A 17,576-nucleotide genomic window follows, 5' to 3' on the forward strand; every position below is an offset into this window, starting at 1 on the left:
GGGGAGGGGAACCGCGCCCGCAGGGCGTGGTGGTGGGGGTACAGGGCGATGCCGTATCCCGTAGCTCCCCCTCCACCATTCGCAAGCGAATGGTCCCCCTCCCCCGCTGAAGCGGGGAGGAGCTTAGCGCAGCGCTTCCCCCATCGCGCGTACCTGCTCGACCTTGGCGTGGAGGCGTGACCAATCGTCGGTTTCGGCGATGGGCGCCCAGATCGCCTCCACCTCGTCGATGAGCATGCCGCAGGGCTCGCCGTCGAAGAACGCGCCGCGCCGCTTGCGGGACTCGTAGGCGGCGGCCAGCGTGCGGAACTCGGACCAGTCCTCGCCGTAGCGCTCCGGGAGCGGCCGCGCGAAGGCGTCGTGGAAGAAGCGGTGCAGCTCGACTCCGCTGTCGCGGAGCGCGCGTTCGAGGCTCTGGACGAGCGCGCGGTCCTCGGCCTCGCCGCGAGGCTTCAGACCCAGGCGCCAGAGCAGCGCTTCGGCGACGTACCCCTGGAAGCGCGGGCCGAACTGCTCGAGCAGGGCGATCAGCGGGTCGCTCTCGGTCAGCAGTCGTAAGCTGCCTGCGAGCTGGAACAGGTCCCAGTGGATCGCCTCGGGCTGGCGACCGAAGGCGTAGAGGCCCGCATGGTCAAAATAGGCGGCGGTGAACTGGACGTCCCAGCTGGGCGCGAACCGCCACGGGCCGTAGTCGAAGCTCTCGCCGATGACGTTGATGTTGTCCGAGTTGAGCACGCCGTGCACGAACCCCGCCGCCATATAGCGCGCCGCGAGCCGGGCGGTGCGGTCGATGACGAAGTCGAGCAGGCGCAGGGCAGGCTCTTCGCCGGGCTCCTCGCGGTAGAGCTCGCGGAGGACATAGTCGACGAGGCGGCGCATATTGGCCTCGTCCTGGTAGTAGGCGAGGCGCTGGAAGGTGCCGATGCGGATATGACCGTGGCTCAGCCGCACCATGACCGCCGAGCGGGTCGGGCTGGGCTCGTCGCCGCGCTCCAGCGCCTCGCCCGTCTCGATCAGGGACAGCGTTCGCGACGTCGGCACGTTCAGCGCCTCCAGCATCTCGGTCGCCAGGATCTCGCGCACGCCGCCCTTGAGCGTCAGCCGCCCGTCGCCGAAGCGGCTGTACGGCGTCTGGCCCGAGCCCTTGGTGCCGAGGTCCATCAGGCGTTCGGACGCATCGTGCATCTGCGCGAAGGTGAAGCCGCGGCCGTCGCCGATGTCGGGGTTGTACACGCGGAACTGGTGGCCGTGGTAGCGCAGCGCCAGCGGCTCGGGCAGCGTGCCGGGCAATGGCTCGAAGCGGCCGAAATGGCGCAGCCACTCGTCGTCAGTGAGATCGCTGAGCCCGACCTCGGCGGCGGCGCGGTCATTGCGGTAGCGCAGCACCGTTTGCGGGAAGTCGGCCGCCCTCACCGGGTCCCAGAGATCGGGGCCGAGGTCGAGCAGCTTGGCGGCCGGGCGGTACGCTTGCGGGGAGACGGGCATCCCGCGATATGGGGAACCCGAAAGGCGGGAAGCAAGCATGGCCCGATACGAGAACCGCTACTGGTGGTCGCATGACGGGCTCCGGCTGCACGCGCGCGATTATGCGGGCGGCGAGGACGGACGGCCGCCGATCCTGTGCCTGCCCGGGCTGACGCGCAACGCGCGCGATTTCGAGGGACTGGCGGAGCGGCTGAGCCCCGAATGGCGGGTGCTGGCGCTGTCCTTACGGGGGCGCGGCGAGAGCGGTTACGCCAAGGACCCGATGACATACGTGCCGCTGACCTATGTGCAGGACGTGGACGCGCTGCTGCGCGAGCTGGGCGTCACCTGCTTCGTCGCGGTGGGGACGTCCTTGGGCGGGATCGTCACCATGCTGCTGTCCGGCACCGAGCGCGGGCGGATCGCGGGCGCGTTGCTGAACGACGTGGGGCCGGAGATCATGCCGGCAGGTCTTCAGCGCATCCGCGGCTATGTGGGCCGCGGGTCGAGCTGGCCCACCTGGATGCACGCGGCGCGCGGGCTGTCGGAGGCGAACGCGGACGTGTACCCGCGCTTCGGCATCGAGGACTGGCTGCGCATGGCCAAGCGGCTCTACCGGCTGAACTCGGCGGGGCGGATCGTGCTCGACTACGACCTCAAGATCGCCGAACCGTTCCGCGTGCCGGGGAACGAAGCGGGGCCGGACATGTGGCGAGCGCTCGACGGCCTACGCGACACGCCCACGCTGATCGTGCGGGGCGCGCGGTCGGACGTGCTCGCGGCGGACACGGCGGCGCGCATGGTCGAGCGGCTGCGCGACGCGGAGCTGGTGACGGTGCCCGACGTGGGCCACACGCCGCTGCTGACCGAGCCGGAGCTCGACGCTCCGCTCGCGCGCTGGCTCGACCGGGTGAAGGAACCCGCCACCGCCTGAACGCGTCTCCCGGCCGGTAACGGATCAGGAGAACTCATGGCCGACATCGTCACGCGCGCGCATACGCCCGTCACGCCGCTGAAGGGCAGACGGGCGGTGATCACCGGCGGCACCACGGGCATCGGCCGCGCGATCGCGGTGTTGCTGGCGTCGGAGGGCGCGCGCGTGTTCGTGTGCGGCCGCGACCCGCAGCATCTGCAGGATGCGCTCGCCGCGATCGGCGAGGCCGGCCGCGACGGCGGCGGGGGCGAGGGGATCAGCATCGACCTCGCCGAGCCGGGCGCGACCAAACAGGTGTTCGATGAGGCGGAGCGCCGCATGGGCGGCGTCGATATCGCCGTGCTCAACGCCGCGGTCGCGGTCGAGGGGCTGACCGACGTGTCGGAGGACGAGCTGCGCTACGCAATCGCGGCCGACTTCACCGCGTATATGCTGGGCGCGTTCGAGGCGTCGCGGCGCATCCGGGACGGCGACATCGTGCTGACCGGGTCGATGAGCGCACACATCCTGGGGCCGAGCTCGACCGTGTACGCCGGCATCAAGGCGGGCGTGGCGGGTTTCGCGGAGGCGCTGCGAAAGGAGCTGGGCGACAAGGGCATCCGCGTCGCGCTCGTCGAGCCGGGCAAGACCAAGGCCGACTTCGGCGACGCGTCCGACGAGGAGCAAAAGGAGAAGGTGGCGCGCGCGGAGACGATCCGCGCGGAGGACATCGCGGTGGGCGTCCACTACATGTTGACGCAACCGCGCAGGACGGTGGTGCAGCAGCTGGTGATCGTGCCGCGGGCGTTGGGGGAGGAGTGAGGCGAGCTCACCCTCTCCCGTCATGCCGGACTTGTTCCGGCATCCATCGTTGTGCGCACGAGCCCGCCGGAGTGCGCGGACGACGATGGACCCCGGAACGAGTCCGGGGTGACGATAGGGAGGCGGGTAGGTGACCAGCTACCCCCACGACGCGCTGATCTTCCGCCCGGACGACGTCGACCTCTCGCGCTCGCCGCTCGCGGGGAAGGTCGACGCCGAAACCTACGTGCTCGGCGCGTTCAACCCGGGGATGACGCGGCTCGCCAACGGCAACCTTCTGCTCATGGTCCGCGTCGCCGAGGCGTTGCTCCACCCCAAGCACGAGGGCCATGTCCGCGCGATCCGGTGGAAGGACGGCGCGTATAAGCTCGACGCTTGGCCCGTTACTGCGGTCGACACGTCCGACCCGCGCAAGTTCACGGTGCCGGGCGGATCGTGGCGCGTGATGGCGCTGACCTCGCTCTCCTGGCTGCTTCCCGTCGAGCTCGACCCCGAGGGGAAGCGCGTCGAGGCCGTGCACTATGACCGCGCCATCGCCCCGACCGCGAGCTACCAATGCTACGGCGTCGAGGACGCGCGGATCAGCCGCGTAGGCGACCGCTACCTCATGACGACCTGCTCGGTCAGCCCGGAGCGGCACTGCACGACGCTCTACACCAGCGCGGACGCGCTCGACTGGCGGCTGGAGGGGATCGTCCTCGATCACCAGAACAAGGACATGCTGATCTTCGAAGGGCTGATCGGCGGCGAATATTGGGCGCAGACGCGGCCGCTGGGCGATCTCTATTTCGCCTACCCGCCCGACAGCGAGTGGCGTGCCGGGCCGTCGATCAACCTGGCGCGCTCGCCCGACGCGCTGCACTGGCGGCCGCACGACCGGCCCGGCATCCGCCCGCACGCCGCGACCGACCACACCGCGCGCATGGGCGGCGGCACGCCGCCCGTGCTGACCGACGAGGGCTGGCTCTCGCTATGGCACGGCGTCGAGCCGTCGGGCGTGGTCGGCATCTACCGCACTTACCTGTCCGTGCTCGACCGCGACGACCCGTCGGTGACGGTCCGGACGGTGCACCAGCCGGTGCTCGAGCCCAGCCCGGCGCTGACCGAGCCGCTCAAGCATCAGATGTATCTGGACGGCGTGGTATTCACGACGGGCATCGCCGACGCGGGCGACCGCTGGATCGTCGCGAGCGGCGAGGCGGACCTGGCGTGCCGGATCACGCATATCCCCAAGAAGGCGCTACGCTCGTGACCGACTTGAATACCGCCACCGCCGAGGAACTGGACGCCGTCCCCGGCCTGGAGGGGCACGGCCCCGAGATCGTGCGCTATCGCGAGGAGCGGGGCCGGTTCACCGACCTGCGCCAGCTCGACGAGGTGCCGGGGCTGGCGGGCAAGGCGGATGCCGCCAAGCCGCACCTGACCGTCGGGGGCTAGCTGTTGATGTAGACGGGCAGGTCCGGGTCGATCTGCGCCTTGGGCTCGAGCGGGTGGTAGTCGCGCGCCTCCTCCGCAGAACCCGCTTGCCCGCGCGTCGAGGCGAAGCCGGCGAGCCAGTCCTGGCGGCGCTGCAGCTCGCCCGTCTCCGGGTCGTGGTCGTAGGGGCAGTCACCCGCCTGGTGGTCGATGTCGCGTCCGGCCTCCGCGCCTTCCTGAAACGCTGGGGATTGCTGCTGCTCGGCCATGGGTGGTCTCCTTGGACAAGTATAACGGGCCGTGCGGGCGTAAGGTCCGGTCGTGGCACCGATCGGCGGTTGAGCCGTTGTCACCTATGTGTCCGGTGCGTCGCGCCGGGCTCTCCAACCACTCGTATCGGAGAAGAGCGTATGGCTACGACGACCGCCAATCAGACCAACCAGTCGCGCACCGCGGGCGCGAAGGACGCGATCAATCAGAACCTGGGCAAGGCCAAGGCGTTCGCCAAGCAGCGCCCGGCCGCGACCGCGGCGCTCGCGGGCGTGCTGGGGCTGGCGCTGCTGAACACGCTGCGCGGGCGCTGAGCGGGCGAGTAGCGGGCGGCCTCGGATTGCGCGAGCAATCCGAGGACTCGCCACGTCGGGCAGCGGGAGCGGCATAGTCGCTCACGTCTGACGACGTGGCGTCCTCTCAGCCGAAAAGAGAAAGGGCGGTCCGGAGGTCCGGGCCGCCCTTTTGTAGTTACCGTATACTGAGGCCGCGCCGTCACGGAGCAAGTCCGTGACGTCGAACGGAGCGGTGAGCCGCTCCGCCGGCCGTCGCGACGAGTCCTTGGATTGCGTTGCAATCCAAGGCCGTCCGCATCAGCGCTTCGAGAACTGGAAGCTGCGACGCGCCTTTGCACGCCCGTACTTCTTGCGCTCCACGGTGCGGCTGTCGCGGGTGAGGAAGCCGGCCGCCTTGACGGGCGAGCGCAGCGTCGGCTCGTAGCGGGTCAGCGCCTGGGCGATGCCGTGCTTGACCGCGCCGGCCTGGCCCGAGAGGCCGCCGCCCTTCACGGTGCAGATCACGTCATACTGGCCGTCGCGCTCGGCGACGCCGAAGGGCTGGTTGATGACGAGGCGCAGCGAGGGACGCGCGAAATACACTTCCTGGTCGCGGCCGTTGATCGTGATCTTGCCGGAGCCGGGCTTGAGCCACACGCGGGCGACGGCGTCCTTGCGGCGGCCGGTCGCGTAGGCGCGGCCGAGCTTGTCGATCTCCTGCTCGCGCAGCGGGGCGGCGGGCTGGAGGTTGATCGGCGCCGACGCGTTCGCGTCGTCGCCCACGGCCGGGGCGGCCGTGGCGGCCGCGCGCTGCGTGAGATCGCCGAGATCGGCGAGGGACTGGCGGTTGTCGGACATTACTGGCCCACCTTGTTCTTGCGGTTCATGCCCGCGATGTCGAGCGGCTCGGGGTTCTGCGCGGCGTGCGGGTGCTCGGCGCCGGCGAAGATGCGCAAGGAGCGCATCTGCTCGCGACCCAGCGGGCCGCGCGGGATCATGCGCTCCACGGCCTTCTCGAGCACGCGCTCGGGGAAGCGGCCCTCCAGCACCTTGGCGGCGGTGATCGACTTGATGCCGCCCGCATAGCCCGTGTGCTTGTAATAGACCTTCTTCTGCGCCTTGTTGGACGTGAAGCGGATCTTGTCGGCGTTGATGACGATGACGTTGTCGCCGCAATCGACGTGCGGGGTGAAGCTCGTCTTGTGCTTGCCGCGCAGCACGTTGGCGATCACCACCGCCGCCCGGCCGACGACCAGGTCGGTGGCGTCGACGATGTGCCACTTCTTCTCCACCTCGTGCGGCTTGGCCGACTTGGTGGTCTTCATGAGCGCCTTCATGGGCGAGACCTCTTTGGTTCAGAACGACGAGCGCCGCCCACGAAGGAGCGGCGCGATGGCGGTGCAGATACAGTTCGGGGCCGGAAAGTCAACGAAATCGCGCCATTCACGACGGGTAAAATAGTACCGGTCAGCTCGTCTCCAGCGCGACCCACTCCTCGACGGCGGGCGCCGCAGCCGCTTCCCAGGTCTCGATCGCCGGCAGCTCGTACGGGTGGAGCGCGGTCAGGTGCTCGACGAGGCGGCGGGCACGGATGGACGACGTCTTGAACTGGGCGACGACCTCGTCCGCCGTTTCGACCTCGTTCCGCCAGCGATAGATCGAGCGGCACTGGCCCAAGAGGTTGCAGCAGGCGGCGAGCCGCGCCTCCACCGCCGCGCGCCCGATCCGCTCGGCGGTCTCCCGGTCGGGAAAGGTGACCTGGACGAGCGCGATCACCGCGGGCGCAGCACGGCGGCGCGCTCGCCCACGATGTGCGCGGCCCAAACGGCGGCGATCAGCAGCAGCGCGGCGTTCGCCTGGTGTGCCACCGCTACGGGCAACGCCACGCCCGTCGTCAGCGTGGCGACGCCGAGCGAGATCTGAAGGCCGGTGAGCAGGATCACGGCGACGCCGGCGCGGGGGTGGCCGCTCTTGACCGCGCGCGCGGCTAGCCAGACGAGCGCGGCGGCGGCGACGAAGGCGAACCAGCGGTGGATGAATTGGACGACGATCGGGTTGTCGACCGCGTCCGCCACCGGGGAGCCCAGCATCGGCGTCGCGCGCGGGAACCACTCGTCGCCCATGAGCGGCCAGGTGCTGAACGCGTAACCGGCGTTGAGTCCCGCGGTGAACGCGCCCCAGACGATCTGCACGCCCAAGGCCGCGAGCGCGACGATCGCCACCGGCTTGAGCTTCGCGGCGACGCTGAGCGGGTTGCGCGCGAGCTGCAGCAAGTCGAGCGCGGTCCAGACCAGCCCGGCCAGGATGAGGAGCGCGACCGAGAGGTGCACTGCGAGCCGGACATGGCTGACGTCTGTGCGCTCGACGAGGCCGGACGCGACCATCCACCAGCCAATCGCGCCTTGTAGCCCGCCGAGCAACAGCAGCGCCACGAGGCGGCGGCCATAGCCTTTCGGGATCCATCGCTTGGCTGCGAAAAAGGCGAGCGGGAGCGCAAAGGCGAGCCCGATCACGCGGCCGAGCAGGCGGTGGACATATTCCCAGAAGAAGATCGTCTTGAAGCCCGCGAGCGTCATGCCGCGGTTGATCTCCTGATATTCCGGGATCTGCTTGTACGCCTCGAACTCCGCTTGCCACTGCGCGTCGGTGAGCGGCGGCAGCGTGCCGCTGATCGGCTTCCACGACGTGATCGATAGGCCCGACTCGGTCAGGCGCGTGATGCCACCCACCACCACCATGAGGACGATCAGCACGGCGACCCCCAGCAGCCACTTGGCCACGAGTCGCGGCCGGGCGCGGGACATGAACGCGGCGCTGGGCTGGAGCATGGTCGCCATTTAGGCACTGGCCCGAAGCGAGCCAAGCGCTTGGGCGTGGCTCCGAAAATTTAGGAGGCAGCCGTCGAGCAGCCGGTCGAGCGAGGCCAAGTCGGCGGGCGGCGGGGCGGGGCGGAGCTTCTCGTCGGCGGGGAAGGTGCCGTAGCCCGCGAGCAGGCATCCCCAAGACATTGGCGCATAGTAGCGCGCGATATCCAGTCGGTGCACCTCGGCCGGAAGGTCGCCGCCGGTGAACCAGCAGGTCATCACCGCCTTTAGATCATCCGACAAGTCGGCGAGCGTGGCGGCGTCCCGCCAATACTGCGTGTCGGTGCGGCGGTTCAGGCGGTAGTGGCAGACGATGTAGTCGCGGATGCCTTCGTAGCGCCGCGCGATCGTGCGGTTGAACACGTCGCGATGCTGCGGCGTGAAGCCGCCGTCGGCGTATGCCTGGATGAAGCCTTCCACGGTTGCCTGGACGATGTGGAGCGCGGTGGCCTCCAGCGGCTCGATGAAGCCTTGCGCCAGGCCGATGGCGAGGCAGTTGCCCGTCCAGCTCCGCTCGACGCGGCCGACCTTCATCTCCAGGTGGCGCGCTGGCGTGGGGTCGTCGAGCGTGCCGAGGTGCCGCCGCAGCTCGGTCTCGGCGTGGTCGGGATCGATGTAGCGGCTGGAATAAACATAGCCGTTGCCCGCACGGCTGGTGAGCGGGATGTGCCAGACCCAGCCGGCCGACAGCGCGGTCGCGGTCGTATACGGGTTGAGCTCGTCCCCGTTCGGCGTTGGCATCACCACGGCGCGGTCGTTGAACAGGTTGCTCGCGAAGGGAAGGAACTTCCCGCCCAGCGCCGCTTGCGCGATCACCGAGCGAAAGCCGCTGGCGTCGACGAACAGGTCGCCCGCGATTGCCTCGCCCCCGTCGGTAAGCAGGTGGCTGACCTGTCCATCTTCGCCGACCGCAACCTCGACGACGCGGTCCTGCCGGTGCTCGACGCCGAGCTCGGCCGCGCGCCTTGCCAGCACCTGACCGACGAGGTGCGCGTCGAAATGGTAGCCGTAGCCGACCTCGAACGGGAAGTTATCGGGCGCGAGGGGCACGAAACCCCGCTCGGCGAGGCGGCTGTTGAGGAAGAAGCGGTCGGGATGCGCGGGCACGTCGCGCCCCGTCCGCCTGGCGCGGGCGGACGCGTGGAACTGCGGCTCGGTATGGAGGTCGACCGCGCTCGCGAAGGGGTGGAAGTAACGGCCATAGCCCGGCCGCTCCGACCAGCCGGTGAACGCGATGCCGACCTTGTACGTCGCGTTCGCGGCCGGCATCCAGTCCGCCTCCGCGATGCCGAGCTTCGCGAACAGCGCGCGGAGCTGCGGCGTGGAGCCCTCGCCGACGCCGATGATGCCGATGTCGGGCGACTCGATCACCGTGACGCGGGCCTGCGGCCACTCATGCGCGAACAGGCACGCCGCCATCCACCCCGCCGTGCCGCCGCCGAGCACGACGATGCGGATGGGCGGGGAGGGGGAGCGGTCGGTCATGGCCCGCATCGGCTAGCAAATCGGGACCGGAACCGCGAGCCGGAGCAAATGTTATGTTGTAACCCGAACAGAATGAGATTACGTATCCTGCATGGCGGTTTCGCTCACCCGTCTTTCCTGGCTCGCCTTGCTTGATCGTGTCGCGATCGGGGTGTCGGGGCTGTGCGTGGTTCACTGCCTCGCCACTTCCGTGCTGCTCGCGCTGGCGTCGACGGCGGGGGGCATGCTGCTCCACCCGCTGTTCCATGAGGTCGGGCTGGTCGGCGCGATCGGGCTCGGCGCGGTAGCGCTAGGGCAGGGTGCGCTGCGGCACGAGATGCTGATGCCCGCCGCGATGGGTTCGCTGGGGCTGGGCGTCATGGCGGGCGCGCTCACGCTGCACGACGCGGGCGGCCACGCCGAGGCGCTGTGGACGATCGTCGGCGTTTCGTTGTTGGCGTTCGGGCACCGGCTGAACCGGCTCGCGCTCGACTGATCCGCTTGCCCCGCGCGGGCGGGCGTCTTACCTTCGTTTCATGGCCGCGCACCATCACCACGACTCCCACGGGCCCGAGCTGGCCCAGGCCGCCCAGGCGACGCTGGAGGGCGCGGGCGAGCAGTGGACCGCGATGCGCGCCAGCGTGTTCGACGCGCTCGCGCAGTTCGACAAGCCGGCCTCCGCCTACGACATCGCGGAGGCGGTCTCGAAGGCCGAAGGGCGGCGCGTCGCCGCCAACAGCGTGTACCGCATCCTCGACCTGTTCGTCGGCGCCAACCTGGCGCGGCGCGTCGAGAGCAGGAACGCCTATATCGCCAACAGCCACCCCGGCTGCCTGCACGACTGCATCTTCTTGGTGTGCGACAAGTGCGGCGACACCACGCACCTCGACGACGACAAGCTCGCCCGCGCGATCCGTGGCGCGGCGTCGGAGACCGGCTTCACGCCCGAGCGCCCGGTAATCGAGGTGCGCGGCAAGTGCGCGGCCTGCGACTGAGCTAAGTTTTCACCCTCTCCCGCTTTCGCGGAAGAGGGGTTGAGGGTCAGAGCTTCGTGCCGCCCGATACGTCCACGATGTCGCCCGTGACCCAGCCCGCATCGGGGCCGGCGAGGAACGCGATCACGCTCGCGACGTCGTCCGCCTGACCTACGCGCTGCAACGCCTGGACGCCGTGCGCGGTCGCCACGCCCTCGTCGCTGCGCAGCCAGGCGCTCATGTCCGTGTCGATGGCGCCCGGTGCGACGCCCGTCACTCGGATGCCGCGCGGACCTAGCTCCGCCGCCAAGTGGAGGATCAGAACGTCGACCGCCCCCTTGGTGATCGCGTAGGCGGTGATGCCGGGGAAGTGGACGCGCGTGACCGCCGTGGTCAGGAAGATCACGCGCCCGCCGTCAGGCACATGCTTCGCCAGCGCGGCGGTGAGCAGGAACGGTGCGCGGACGTTCACCGCGTACTGCCGGTCGATCACCTCGGCGGTGGTCTCCTCGAAACCGACGAACTCCGCCACACCGGCGTTGTTGACGAGGATGTCGAGCGGCCGCCCGTCCAAGGTCCGCTCCGTTTCGGCGACGAGCCGCTCGACGCCGTCCACCGTCTCCAGGTCCGCGCCGACCGCGACCGCTTCGCCGCCCGCCGCCGCGATCTCCGCGACCAGCGCGTCGGCCGCTTGCGCGTTACGGCCGTAATGCGCGATCACGAACGCGCCATCGGCCGCCAGCCGCTTGGCCGCCGCCCGGCCGATACCGCGCGACGCGCCCGTCACCAGCGCTATTTTGCCCTGTAGCTTCGTCATGGTCCGTTCCTCCTTCTGAACGGACCGCGAGATGGCCGGCCGACGTTCATAGTTCAATATATCCGAACTAACAGATTTGCTTGGGGACGGCACAGTCCGCATATGCACCGCATGGCAAGCTTCGTGCATCCCGACCTGGAGGACGTGCCGCTCGGGGCCGTGCTGTCCGCATTGGCCGACCCGGCGCGCCGCGCGATCGTACGGCGGCTGGCCTGCGACGCCGAGCAGGAGGGCGGAGGGCTGGCGTGCAGCGTCGCCGCACCGCCCGACCTGCCCAGGGCGACCATGTCGAACCACTATACGGTGCTTCGCGCCGCCGGGCTGGTGCGCGCGCGAAAGGTCGGCGTGTCGGTGCTGCACACGCTTCGCCGCGATGAGGTCGAGCGGCGGTTCCCCGGCGTACTCGAAGCGGTGCTCGCCGTGCAGGAGTAGAGGAGTTCCCGAGGACGCCGGCGGATAGGTTCGACACGGGCTTAGCCTGTCGCTACATGACGGGCATGGCCGATCTCCCCGCAACACCGCTGCTCGACGCCGTTCGTACGCCCGACGACCTCCGCAAGCTGAAACCCGAACAGCTGCGCCAACTGGCCGACGAGCTGCGTGCGGAGGTGATCTCGGCGGTGGGCGTGACGGGCGGCCATCTCGGCTCGGGGCTCGGCGTGGTCGAGCTGACCACGGCGATTCATTACGTGTTTGATACGCCGACCGACCGGCTGGTCTGGGACGTCGGCCACCAATGCTACCCGCATAAGATCCTGACCGGGCGGCGCGACCGCATCCGCACGCTGCGCCAGGGCGGCGGCCTGTCCGGCTTCACCAAGCGCTCGGAGAGCGAGTACGACCCGTTCGGCGCGGCGCACTCGTCCACGTCCATCTCGGCGGCGCTCGGCTTCGCGATCGCGAACAAGCTCGCGGGGAAGCCCGGCAAGGCGATCGCGGTGATCGGCGACGGCGCCATGTCGGCGGGCATGGCGTACGAGGCGATGAACAACGCCGAGGCGGCAGGCAACCGGCTGGTCGTCATCCTCAACGACAACGACATGTCGATCGCGCCGCCGGTAGGCGGGCTGTCGGCCTACCTTTCGCGCATCGTGTCGAGCCGCGAGTTTCTGGGATTGCGCGAGATCCTCAAGAAGATCGCGCGCAAGCTGCCCCGGCCGTTCCACGAGGCGGCGCGCAAGACGGACGAGTATGCCCGCGGCATGACGATGGGCGGCACGCTCTTCGAGGAGCTGGGCTTCTACTATGTCGGCCCGATCGACGGGCACAATCTCGACCACCTCATCCCCGTGCTCGAGAATGTGCGCGACGCGGAGGAGGGGCCGATCCTGATCCACGTCGTGACCAAGAAGGGCAAGGGCTACGCTCCCGCCGAGGCGTCGGCCGACAAGTATCATGGCGTGCAGAAGTTCGACGTGATCACCGGCGCGCAGTCCAAGTCGCCGCCGGGGCCGCCGCAGTACCAGAATGTATTCGGCGAGGCGCTCGCGCGCGAGGCCGCGACCGACCCGCGCATCTGCGCGATCACCGCGGCGATGCCGTCGGGCACGGGGCTCGACAAGTTCGCCGCTGCGCACCCCGACCGCTTCTTCGACGTCGGCATCGCCGAGCAGCACGCGGTGACGTTCGCTGCCGGGCTCGCGGCGCAGGGTATGCGGCCTTTCTGCGCCATCTACTCGACCTTTCTCCAGCGCGCCTATGACCAGGTCGTCCACGACGTCGCGATCCAGAACCTGCCCGTGCGCTTCGCGATTGACCGCGCGGGGCTGGTCGGCGCGGACGGCGCGACGCACGCGGGCTCGTTCGACGTGACGTACCTGGCGACGCTCCCCAACATGGTCGTCATGGCGGCCGCCGACGAGGCGGAGCTGGTGCACATGGTGCATACCTGCGTGCTGCACGACTCCGGCCCGATCGCGGTCCGCTACCCGCGCGGCAACGGCGTGGGCGTGGAGCTGCCCGCCGTCCCCGAGCGTCTGGAGATCGGCAAGGGCCGCATGGTCCGCGAGGGCAAGACGGTGGCGATCCTGTCGCTCGGCACACGTCTCGCCGAGGCGCTGCGCGCCGCCGACCAGCTCGAAGCCAAGGGACTGTCCACCTCCGTCGCCGACCTCCGCTTCGCCAAGCCGCTGGACGAGGCGCTGATCCGCCGCCTGCTCACCACGCATGAGGTCGCGGTCACGATCGAGGAGGGCGCGATCGGCGGCCTCGGCGCGCATGTGCTCACTATGGCGAGCGACGAGGGCCTGATCGACGCCGGCCTCAAGCTGCGCACCATGCGCCTGCCCGACCTGTTCCAGGACCAAGATAAGCCGGAGCTCCAGTACAAGGAAGCGGGCCTCGACGCCGACGCGATCGTGGAGGCGGTGCTGAAGGCGCTGCGCCACAACTCCGCCGCGGTCGCAGGGGCGCGCGCTTGATCTCCGCCGCCGCGCTGCTGCTGATGGCGGTCGGCGAGCCCGTCACCGCCGAAGCGGCGTTGCGCGGCCTGGAGCGTCGCGAGTGGACCGCCTTTTACGAGCGCGCGGCGGAACGTGTGCGGCAGGATCGGCTGGAGGAGGCGGCGCTCGCCTTTTACGTGGGACAGCTGCGCGGGCGCACGGCCGTCGCGTGCCGCCGGCCGCCGGAGGACGAGGCCCCCGCGCTGCTCGCTTCGTTCAACAGCGTGCTGGGCGAGCCGATCAACCGTTGGGTCGGCGGCAGCGTCAAGCGCTGGCTGCGCGTGATCGACGGGGCGATCGCCTGGGAGCAGGCGCATCCCGACCCGGCCACCGCCGGCCCGGATTGCGCGGCGGCGCGCGAGCAGGTCGGGGCCGGCCTCAAGAGCATGCGCGCGGAGATCGCCGCGACCGCCGACCAGATCCGCCGGGAGCGCGCGGCGAACGGGCTGCCGAACGAGGCGGAATAGGCGGTGACCGGGCCGCAAAAGGCCGCGCTGATCATCGCGCTGGCGGTGGTCGCGCTCGTCGCGTTCAACGTGGCGCTGTGGCGGCGGATGAAGGCGATAACCCGCGAGGCGAGGGAGCGGGCGGAGCGCGGCGGAGAATAGGCGCGACGCGGCGAAGCAGTGGCCAGGTCTGCGTGTGGGGCGACCTCGGCTCCCGCTTGTTCGAATGCTTTGCTGGATATACAGTGCTGTCGCTGTCTATCCGGAGGTTCCATGCAGGTCGCGAAATGGGGCAACAGCCTCGCTGTCCGTATCCCCGCCGACGTGGCGCGCGCGCTCGGGTTGAAGGAGGGCGACGACGTCGAGCTTTGCGCTCTGGACTCGGGCGAGGTGGCCGTGATCACGGAAAAGCAGCGACGGGCGGCGGTGATCGAGCGTATCCGCAAGCTCGCGGTGCCTGCGCCGCCCGGCTTCAAGTTCGATCGTGAGGAAGCCAACGCGCGATGACGCGCGCGTTCTTCGACAGCAATATCCTCGTTTACGCTTTCACCAACGACGACGCGCGGCAGGAACGTGCGCTCGAGCTGCTCGCGATCGGCGGCACCATCAGCGTGCAGTGCCTGAACGAGTTTGCATCAGTTACGCGCCGAAAACTTGGTATGGATTGGAAGCGCATCCACACGGCGCTCGAAGAGATCCGGGACCTGTGTCGGACGATCATGCCGCTTGATCTCGACACCCACATCCGTGGGATTGAACTCGTCCAGCATTACAAACTTTCAGTCTACGACGGCATGATCGTTGCCGCCGCCCTCGCGGCGGATTGCGACACGCTCTACTCCGAGGACATGCACGCCGGCTTGGTCGTCAACGGCCGGCTCACCGTCGTGAACCCGTTCGCACCCTAACCGACCGGCACCACCGTCGCCTGCGCCACCGCCGCGAGCACGGGGTCGGCGCCGTCCGTCTCCGCCCAGACGTCCGCGCGGACCACGACCTGGCGGCGGCCGGGCTTCACGACCACGCCCTTGGCGCGCAGCCGCTCGCCGCGGGCGGGGCTGAGGAAGTTGATCGAGTAGCTGCCGGTGACCACGTCGCCCGCGACCGAGGCGGCGGCCCAGGCGCAGGCGTTGTCTGCCATCAGCCCGACAATCGCGCCGTGCGCGAACCCGTGATGCTGCGTCAGCTCGTCGCGCATCGCGAGCGTCAGCTCCGACTCGCCGCGCCACACGCGCACGGGTTCCACGCCCAGGAAGCGGGAAAAACCGGAGCGCGCGACGGCGACCTCCCTCATGTACGCCACCGCGTCCTCGTTGCTCGCGAACCGTTCGGCCATGTCGTCCTCCCAAGTCTATGATGCAGACTTGAGCAACTTTCGCCGGCTCGGGCAAGCGCCTATGGAACGGGACGTGAAATACGTGCCGTCCCGCTCTCCGTGCCCGATCGGCCGCGCGTCCCGCGTGCTCGGCGATCGCTGGGTGCTGTTGATCCTGCGCGAGGCGTTCCTGGGCGTGGACCGGTTCGACGGCTTCCTCGGCCGGCTCGACATCAGCCGCGCGACGTTGACGGCGCGGCTCGGTTCCATGGTGGAGGCGGGGGTGCTGGAACGCGTGCCTCCGCGAGCCAAATATGCGCGCTACCGCCTGACCGACGCCGGCCGCGCGCTCCAGCCGGTCGTCGAGGCGATGCGCGACTGGGGCGACGCCTGGCTGCCCCGGCCCGCCTGATGGCGAAGCGCCGCGCCGACCAGATGCTCGTCGACCGCGGACTGGCGGAGAGCCGCACGCGCGCGCAGGCGCTGATCATGGCGGGGCTGGTGTTCGCGGGCGACCGCAAGGTGGACAAGCCCGGCCAGGCGCTGGGCGACGACGCGGCGCTGACGGTGAAGGGGCGCGACCATCCCTATGTGTCGCGCGGCGGCATCAAGCTCGCACACGGGCTGGATCATTTCGGCTGGGAGGTGGGCCACGCGGTCGCGATCGACGTGGGCTCGTCCACGGGCGGCTTCACCGACGTGCTGCTCCAGCGCGGCGCGTCGCGGGTGTACGCGGTCGACAGCGGCACCAACCAGCTCGCTTGGAGCCTGCGGCAGGACTTGCGCGTGGTCGTGCACGAGCGGACCAGCGCGCGGCTGCTGACCGCGGAGCACGTGCCCGAGCCGGTCGACCTGATCGTCTGTGACGCGAGCTTCATCTCGTTGCCCAAGGTGCTGGAGCGGCCGCTCTCGTTCGCGGGGCCGGGCGCGCGGCTCCTGGCGCTGATCAAGCCGCAGTTCGAGGCCGGGCGCGAGGAGGTGGGGAAGGGCGGCGTCGTGCGCGACCCTGCCGTGCACGAGCGCGTGTGCCGCGAGGTGGCGGACTGGGTCGAGACCCGAGGCTGGGAGGTCGCCGGCGTCACGCCGAGCCCGATCACCGGGCCGGAGGGCAATGTCGAGTTCCTGCTCGCCGCCGTTCGAAAATGAGCCACCGATCACGGACTTGACCGGCCGCACTATGGACGGGGGCGTCGGGCTCCGGCAATGGGGCCGAAATGGCACGGAGTGGATGGCTTGGGCGGCATCGCGTCTAGGGAACAGTTGCGCATGTCGTTCCTGCGCTGGGCGGTGGTGACGGTGCCGCTGGTGCTGCTGCTCGGCTTCGGCTCGGGTTCGCTGGCGCCGTCGGGCGACGAGAACGCCTGGTACCGGGCGCTGGTCAAGCCCGCGGCGACGCCGCCTAACTGGGCGTTCCCGGTCGCCTGGACGACGCTCTACGTGCTCATGGGGCTGGCGCTGGCGATGGTGCTGCACGCCAAGGGCGCGCGCGGGCGGGGCAAGGCGCTGGCGCTGTTCGTGATCGCCTTCGCGCTCAACCTTGTCTGGACGCCGCTCTTCTTTGGGGCGCATCAGGTGAGGGAGGCGTGGATGCTGATCGCCTTCATGCTGCTGAGCGGGATCGCGGCGACGGTGGCGTTCGCGCGCGTGCGACGGCTCGCGGCGTGGCTGCTCGTGCCGTACCTCGTGTGGATCGGCTATGCCGGCGTGCTCAACTTCCGCATCGACCAGCTCAACCCCTATGCGGAAGCGCTTGCGCCGGGCGCCCGCACGACCCAAATCATCGGCTGACGACAAGGATAAGACATGCAGTCCGAGAACCGGATCTTCGACGATTTCGTGCGGCTGGTGAACGGCGCCGCGGGCACGCTGGCGGGCGTGGGCCGCGAGGCGCAGGGATCGGCGCGCGAGCGGGCGCGCGAATGGATCGGCGGTCTCGACTTCGTCAGCCGCGACGAGTTCGAGGCGGTCAAGGCGATGGCCGCGGCCGCGCGCGACGAGGCGGATGCGCTACGCGCGCGGCTCGAAGCGCTGGAGGCGCGGCTCGGCGCGAGCTAGCCACAGCTTTTCCACAGGATTATCTACAAGGGCGGACGCT

26 protein-coding genes are annotated in these 17,576 nt (G+C 69.7%); 17 read left to right on the forward strand and 9 right to left on the reverse strand.

The window, feature by feature from the left end; genetic code table 11:
- Positions 1-123: 123 nt before the first annotated feature.
- Positions 124-1,485, reverse strand: coding sequence for a protein adenylyltransferase SelO family protein (locus tag CKY28_RS15730; RefSeq protein WP_095999346.1), 1,362 nt, complete (start codon positions 1,483-1,485; stop codon positions 124-126).
- Between the two features lie 37 nt (positions 1,486-1,522).
- Between CKY28_RS15730 and CKY28_RS15735 the strand changes: the two genes are divergently transcribed.
- The 4 genes from CKY28_RS15735 (at position 1,523) to CKY28_RS15750 (ending at position 4,636) form a co-directional block, all read left to right on the forward strand.
- Positions 1,523-2,398, forward strand: coding sequence for an alpha/beta fold hydrolase (locus CKY28_RS15735; protein ID WP_095999347.1), 876 nt, complete (start codon positions 1,523-1,525; stop codon positions 2,396-2,398).
- A gap of 36 nt (positions 2,399-2,434) precedes the next feature.
- Complete coding sequence (locus tag CKY28_RS15740; RefSeq protein ID WP_095999348.1) at positions 2,435-3,199, forward strand: SDR family oxidoreductase; 765 nt, start codon at positions 2,435-2,437, stop codon at positions 3,197-3,199.
- A gap of 130 nt (positions 3,200-3,329) precedes the next feature.
- Positions 3,330-4,451, forward strand: a complete 1,122-nt coding sequence (locus tag CKY28_RS15745; RefSeq protein WP_095999349.1) for a glycoside hydrolase family 130 protein — start codon at positions 3,330-3,332, stop codon at positions 4,449-4,451.
- Entirely contained in the window at positions 4,448-4,636 is a 189-nt protein-coding gene (locus tag CKY28_RS15750) for a ComEA family DNA-binding protein (RefSeq protein WP_095999350.1), read from the forward strand. The genes CKY28_RS15745 and CKY28_RS15750 overlap by 4 nt, the downstream gene beginning before the upstream one ends.
- Here the strand turns inward: CKY28_RS15750 and CKY28_RS15755 are convergent.
- Positions 4,633-4,884, reverse strand: a complete 252-nt coding sequence (locus tag CKY28_RS15755; protein ID WP_095999351.1) for an Rmf/CrpP family protein — start codon at positions 4,882-4,884, stop codon at positions 4,633-4,635. The genes CKY28_RS15750 and CKY28_RS15755 overlap by 4 nt on opposite strands.
- Positions 4,885-5,025: 141 nt before the next feature.
- On the opposite strand from CKY28_RS15755, the gene CKY28_RS15760 reads away from it, so the two are divergent.
- Positions 5,026-5,199, forward strand: a complete 174-nt coding sequence (locus CKY28_RS15760) for a hypothetical protein (protein ID WP_176473134.1) — start codon at positions 5,026-5,028, stop codon at positions 5,197-5,199.
- A gap of 279 nt (positions 5,200-5,478) precedes the next feature.
- Here CKY28_RS15760 and rpsI read toward each other — a convergent pair whose 3' ends face one another.
- The 5 genes from rpsI to CKY28_RS15785 all read right to left on the reverse strand — a co-directional run bounded on the left by rpsI (position 5,479) and on the right by CKY28_RS15785 (position 9,509).
- Positions 5,479-6,018: a 30S ribosomal protein S9 gene (gene rpsI, locus CKY28_RS15765; RefSeq protein ID WP_095999352.1), complete on the reverse strand. Its 540-nt coding sequence runs from the start codon at positions 6,016-6,018 to the stop codon at positions 5,479-5,481.
- Entirely contained in the window at positions 6,018-6,497 is a 480-nt protein-coding gene (gene rplM, locus CKY28_RS15770; protein WP_095999353.1) for a 50S ribosomal protein L13, read from the reverse strand. Before rplM ends, rpsI begins: the two co-directional genes overlap by 1 nt.
- A gap of 130 nt (positions 6,498-6,627) precedes the next feature.
- Positions 6,628-6,936, reverse strand: a complete 309-nt coding sequence (gene cutA / locus CKY28_RS15775) for a divalent-cation tolerance protein CutA (RefSeq protein WP_095999354.1) — start codon at positions 6,934-6,936, stop codon at positions 6,628-6,630.
- Positions 6,933-7,988 carry a COX15/CtaA family protein gene (locus CKY28_RS15780; protein WP_176473135.1) on the reverse strand — a complete coding sequence of 352 codons (1,056 nt, stop codon included), beginning with the start codon at positions 7,986-7,988 and terminating at the stop codon, positions 6,933-6,935. Before CKY28_RS15780 ends, cutA begins: the two co-directional genes overlap by 4 nt.
- A 9-nt stretch (positions 7,989-7,997) precedes the next feature.
- Positions 7,998-9,509, reverse strand: a complete 1,512-nt coding sequence (locus CKY28_RS15785; protein WP_095999355.1) for a tryptophan halogenase family protein — start codon at positions 9,507-9,509, stop codon at positions 7,998-8,000.
- Positions 9,510-9,600: 91 nt separating this feature from the next.
- Between CKY28_RS15785 and CKY28_RS15790 the strand changes: the two genes are divergently transcribed.
- Positions 9,601-9,984, forward strand: coding sequence for a MerC domain-containing protein (locus CKY28_RS15790; RefSeq protein ID WP_095999356.1), 384 nt, complete (start codon positions 9,601-9,603; stop codon positions 9,982-9,984).
- Positions 9,985-10,024: 40 nt separating this feature from the next.
- Positions 10,025-10,483, forward strand: a complete 459-nt coding sequence (locus CKY28_RS15795; protein ID WP_095999357.1) for a Fur family transcriptional regulator — start codon at positions 10,025-10,027, stop codon at positions 10,481-10,483.
- A 46-nt stretch (positions 10,484-10,529) separates the two neighbouring features.
- On the opposite strand, the gene CKY28_RS15800 is transcribed toward CKY28_RS15795, so the two are convergent.
- Positions 10,530-11,279: an SDR family NAD(P)-dependent oxidoreductase gene (locus CKY28_RS15800; RefSeq protein WP_095999358.1), complete on the reverse strand. Its 750-nt coding sequence runs from the start codon at positions 11,277-11,279 to the stop codon at positions 10,530-10,532.
- Positions 11,280-11,390: 111 nt separating this feature from the next.
- Here CKY28_RS15800 and CKY28_RS15805 point away from each other — a divergent pair, with 111 nt between their 5' ends.
- From CKY28_RS15805 to CKY28_RS15825, 6 genes are all read left to right on the forward strand, one after another.
- Positions 11,391-11,711: an ArsR/SmtB family transcription factor gene (locus tag CKY28_RS15805; RefSeq protein WP_095999539.1), complete on the forward strand. Its 321-nt coding sequence runs from the start codon at positions 11,391-11,393 to the stop codon at positions 11,709-11,711.
- Positions 11,712-11,776: 65 nt separating this feature from the next.
- Positions 11,777-13,699, forward strand: coding sequence for a 1-deoxy-D-xylulose-5-phosphate synthase (gene dxs / locus CKY28_RS15810; protein ID WP_095999359.1), 1,923 nt, complete (start codon positions 11,777-11,779; stop codon positions 13,697-13,699).
- Complete coding sequence (locus CKY28_RS15815; RefSeq protein WP_095999360.1) at positions 13,696-14,187, forward strand: hypothetical protein; 492 nt, start codon at positions 13,696-13,698, stop codon at positions 14,185-14,187. Before dxs ends, CKY28_RS15815 begins: the two co-directional genes overlap by 4 nt.
- A gap of 3 nt (positions 14,188-14,190) precedes the next feature.
- Positions 14,191-14,328 carry a hypothetical protein gene (locus CKY28_RS18825; protein ID WP_176473136.1) on the forward strand — a complete coding sequence of 46 codons (138 nt, stop codon included), beginning with the start codon at positions 14,191-14,193 and terminating at the stop codon, positions 14,326-14,328.
- 111 nt (positions 14,329-14,439) lie between these two features.
- Positions 14,440-14,673 carry an AbrB/MazE/SpoVT family DNA-binding domain-containing protein gene (locus CKY28_RS15820; protein WP_095999361.1) on the forward strand — a complete coding sequence of 78 codons (234 nt, stop codon included), beginning with the start codon at positions 14,440-14,442 and terminating at the stop codon, positions 14,671-14,673.
- Positions 14,670-15,074, forward strand: a complete 405-nt coding sequence (locus CKY28_RS15825; protein WP_095999362.1) for a PIN domain-containing protein — start codon at positions 14,670-14,672, stop codon at positions 15,072-15,074. The genes CKY28_RS15820 and CKY28_RS15825 overlap by 4 nt, the downstream gene beginning before the upstream one ends.
- Here CKY28_RS15825 and CKY28_RS15830 read toward each other — a convergent pair.
- On the reverse strand, positions 15,071-15,502 hold the full coding sequence (locus CKY28_RS15830) for a PaaI family thioesterase (RefSeq protein WP_095999363.1): 432 nt from the start codon (positions 15,500-15,502) through the stop codon (positions 15,071-15,073). The genes CKY28_RS15825 and CKY28_RS15830 overlap by 4 nt on opposite strands.
- 73 nt (positions 15,503-15,575) lie before the next feature.
- On the opposite strand from CKY28_RS15830, the gene CKY28_RS15835 reads away from it, so the two are divergent.
- The 4 genes from CKY28_RS15835 to CKY28_RS15850 all read left to right on the forward strand — a co-directional run bounded on the left by CKY28_RS15835 (position 15,576) and on the right by CKY28_RS15850 (position 17,536).
- Positions 15,576-15,893: a winged helix-turn-helix transcriptional regulator gene (locus tag CKY28_RS15835; protein WP_095999540.1), complete on the forward strand. Its 318-nt coding sequence runs from the start codon at positions 15,576-15,578 to the stop codon at positions 15,891-15,893.
- Positions 15,893-16,627, forward strand: a complete 735-nt coding sequence (locus tag CKY28_RS15840) for a TlyA family RNA methyltransferase (RefSeq protein ID WP_095999364.1) — start codon at positions 15,893-15,895, stop codon at positions 16,625-16,627. The genes CKY28_RS15835 and CKY28_RS15840 overlap by 1 nt, the downstream gene beginning before the upstream one ends.
- 120 nt (positions 16,628-16,747) lie before the next feature.
- Positions 16,748-17,269 (forward strand): TspO/MBR family protein, encoded by a 522-nt coding sequence (locus CKY28_RS15845; RefSeq protein WP_095999365.1) that lies wholly within the window; start codon positions 16,748-16,750, stop codon positions 17,267-17,269.
- A 15-nt stretch (positions 17,270-17,284) separates the two neighbouring features.
- Positions 17,285-17,536: an accessory factor UbiK family protein gene (locus tag CKY28_RS15850; protein WP_095999366.1), complete on the forward strand. Its 252-nt coding sequence runs from the start codon at positions 17,285-17,287 to the stop codon at positions 17,534-17,536.
- Positions 17,537-17,576 lie beyond the last annotated feature (40 nt).

This window comes from Sphingomonas lenta, from assembly GCF_002288825.1.
Classification (GTDB): domain Bacteria; phylum Pseudomonadota; class Alphaproteobacteria; order Sphingomonadales; family Sphingomonadaceae; genus Sphingomonas; species Sphingomonas lenta.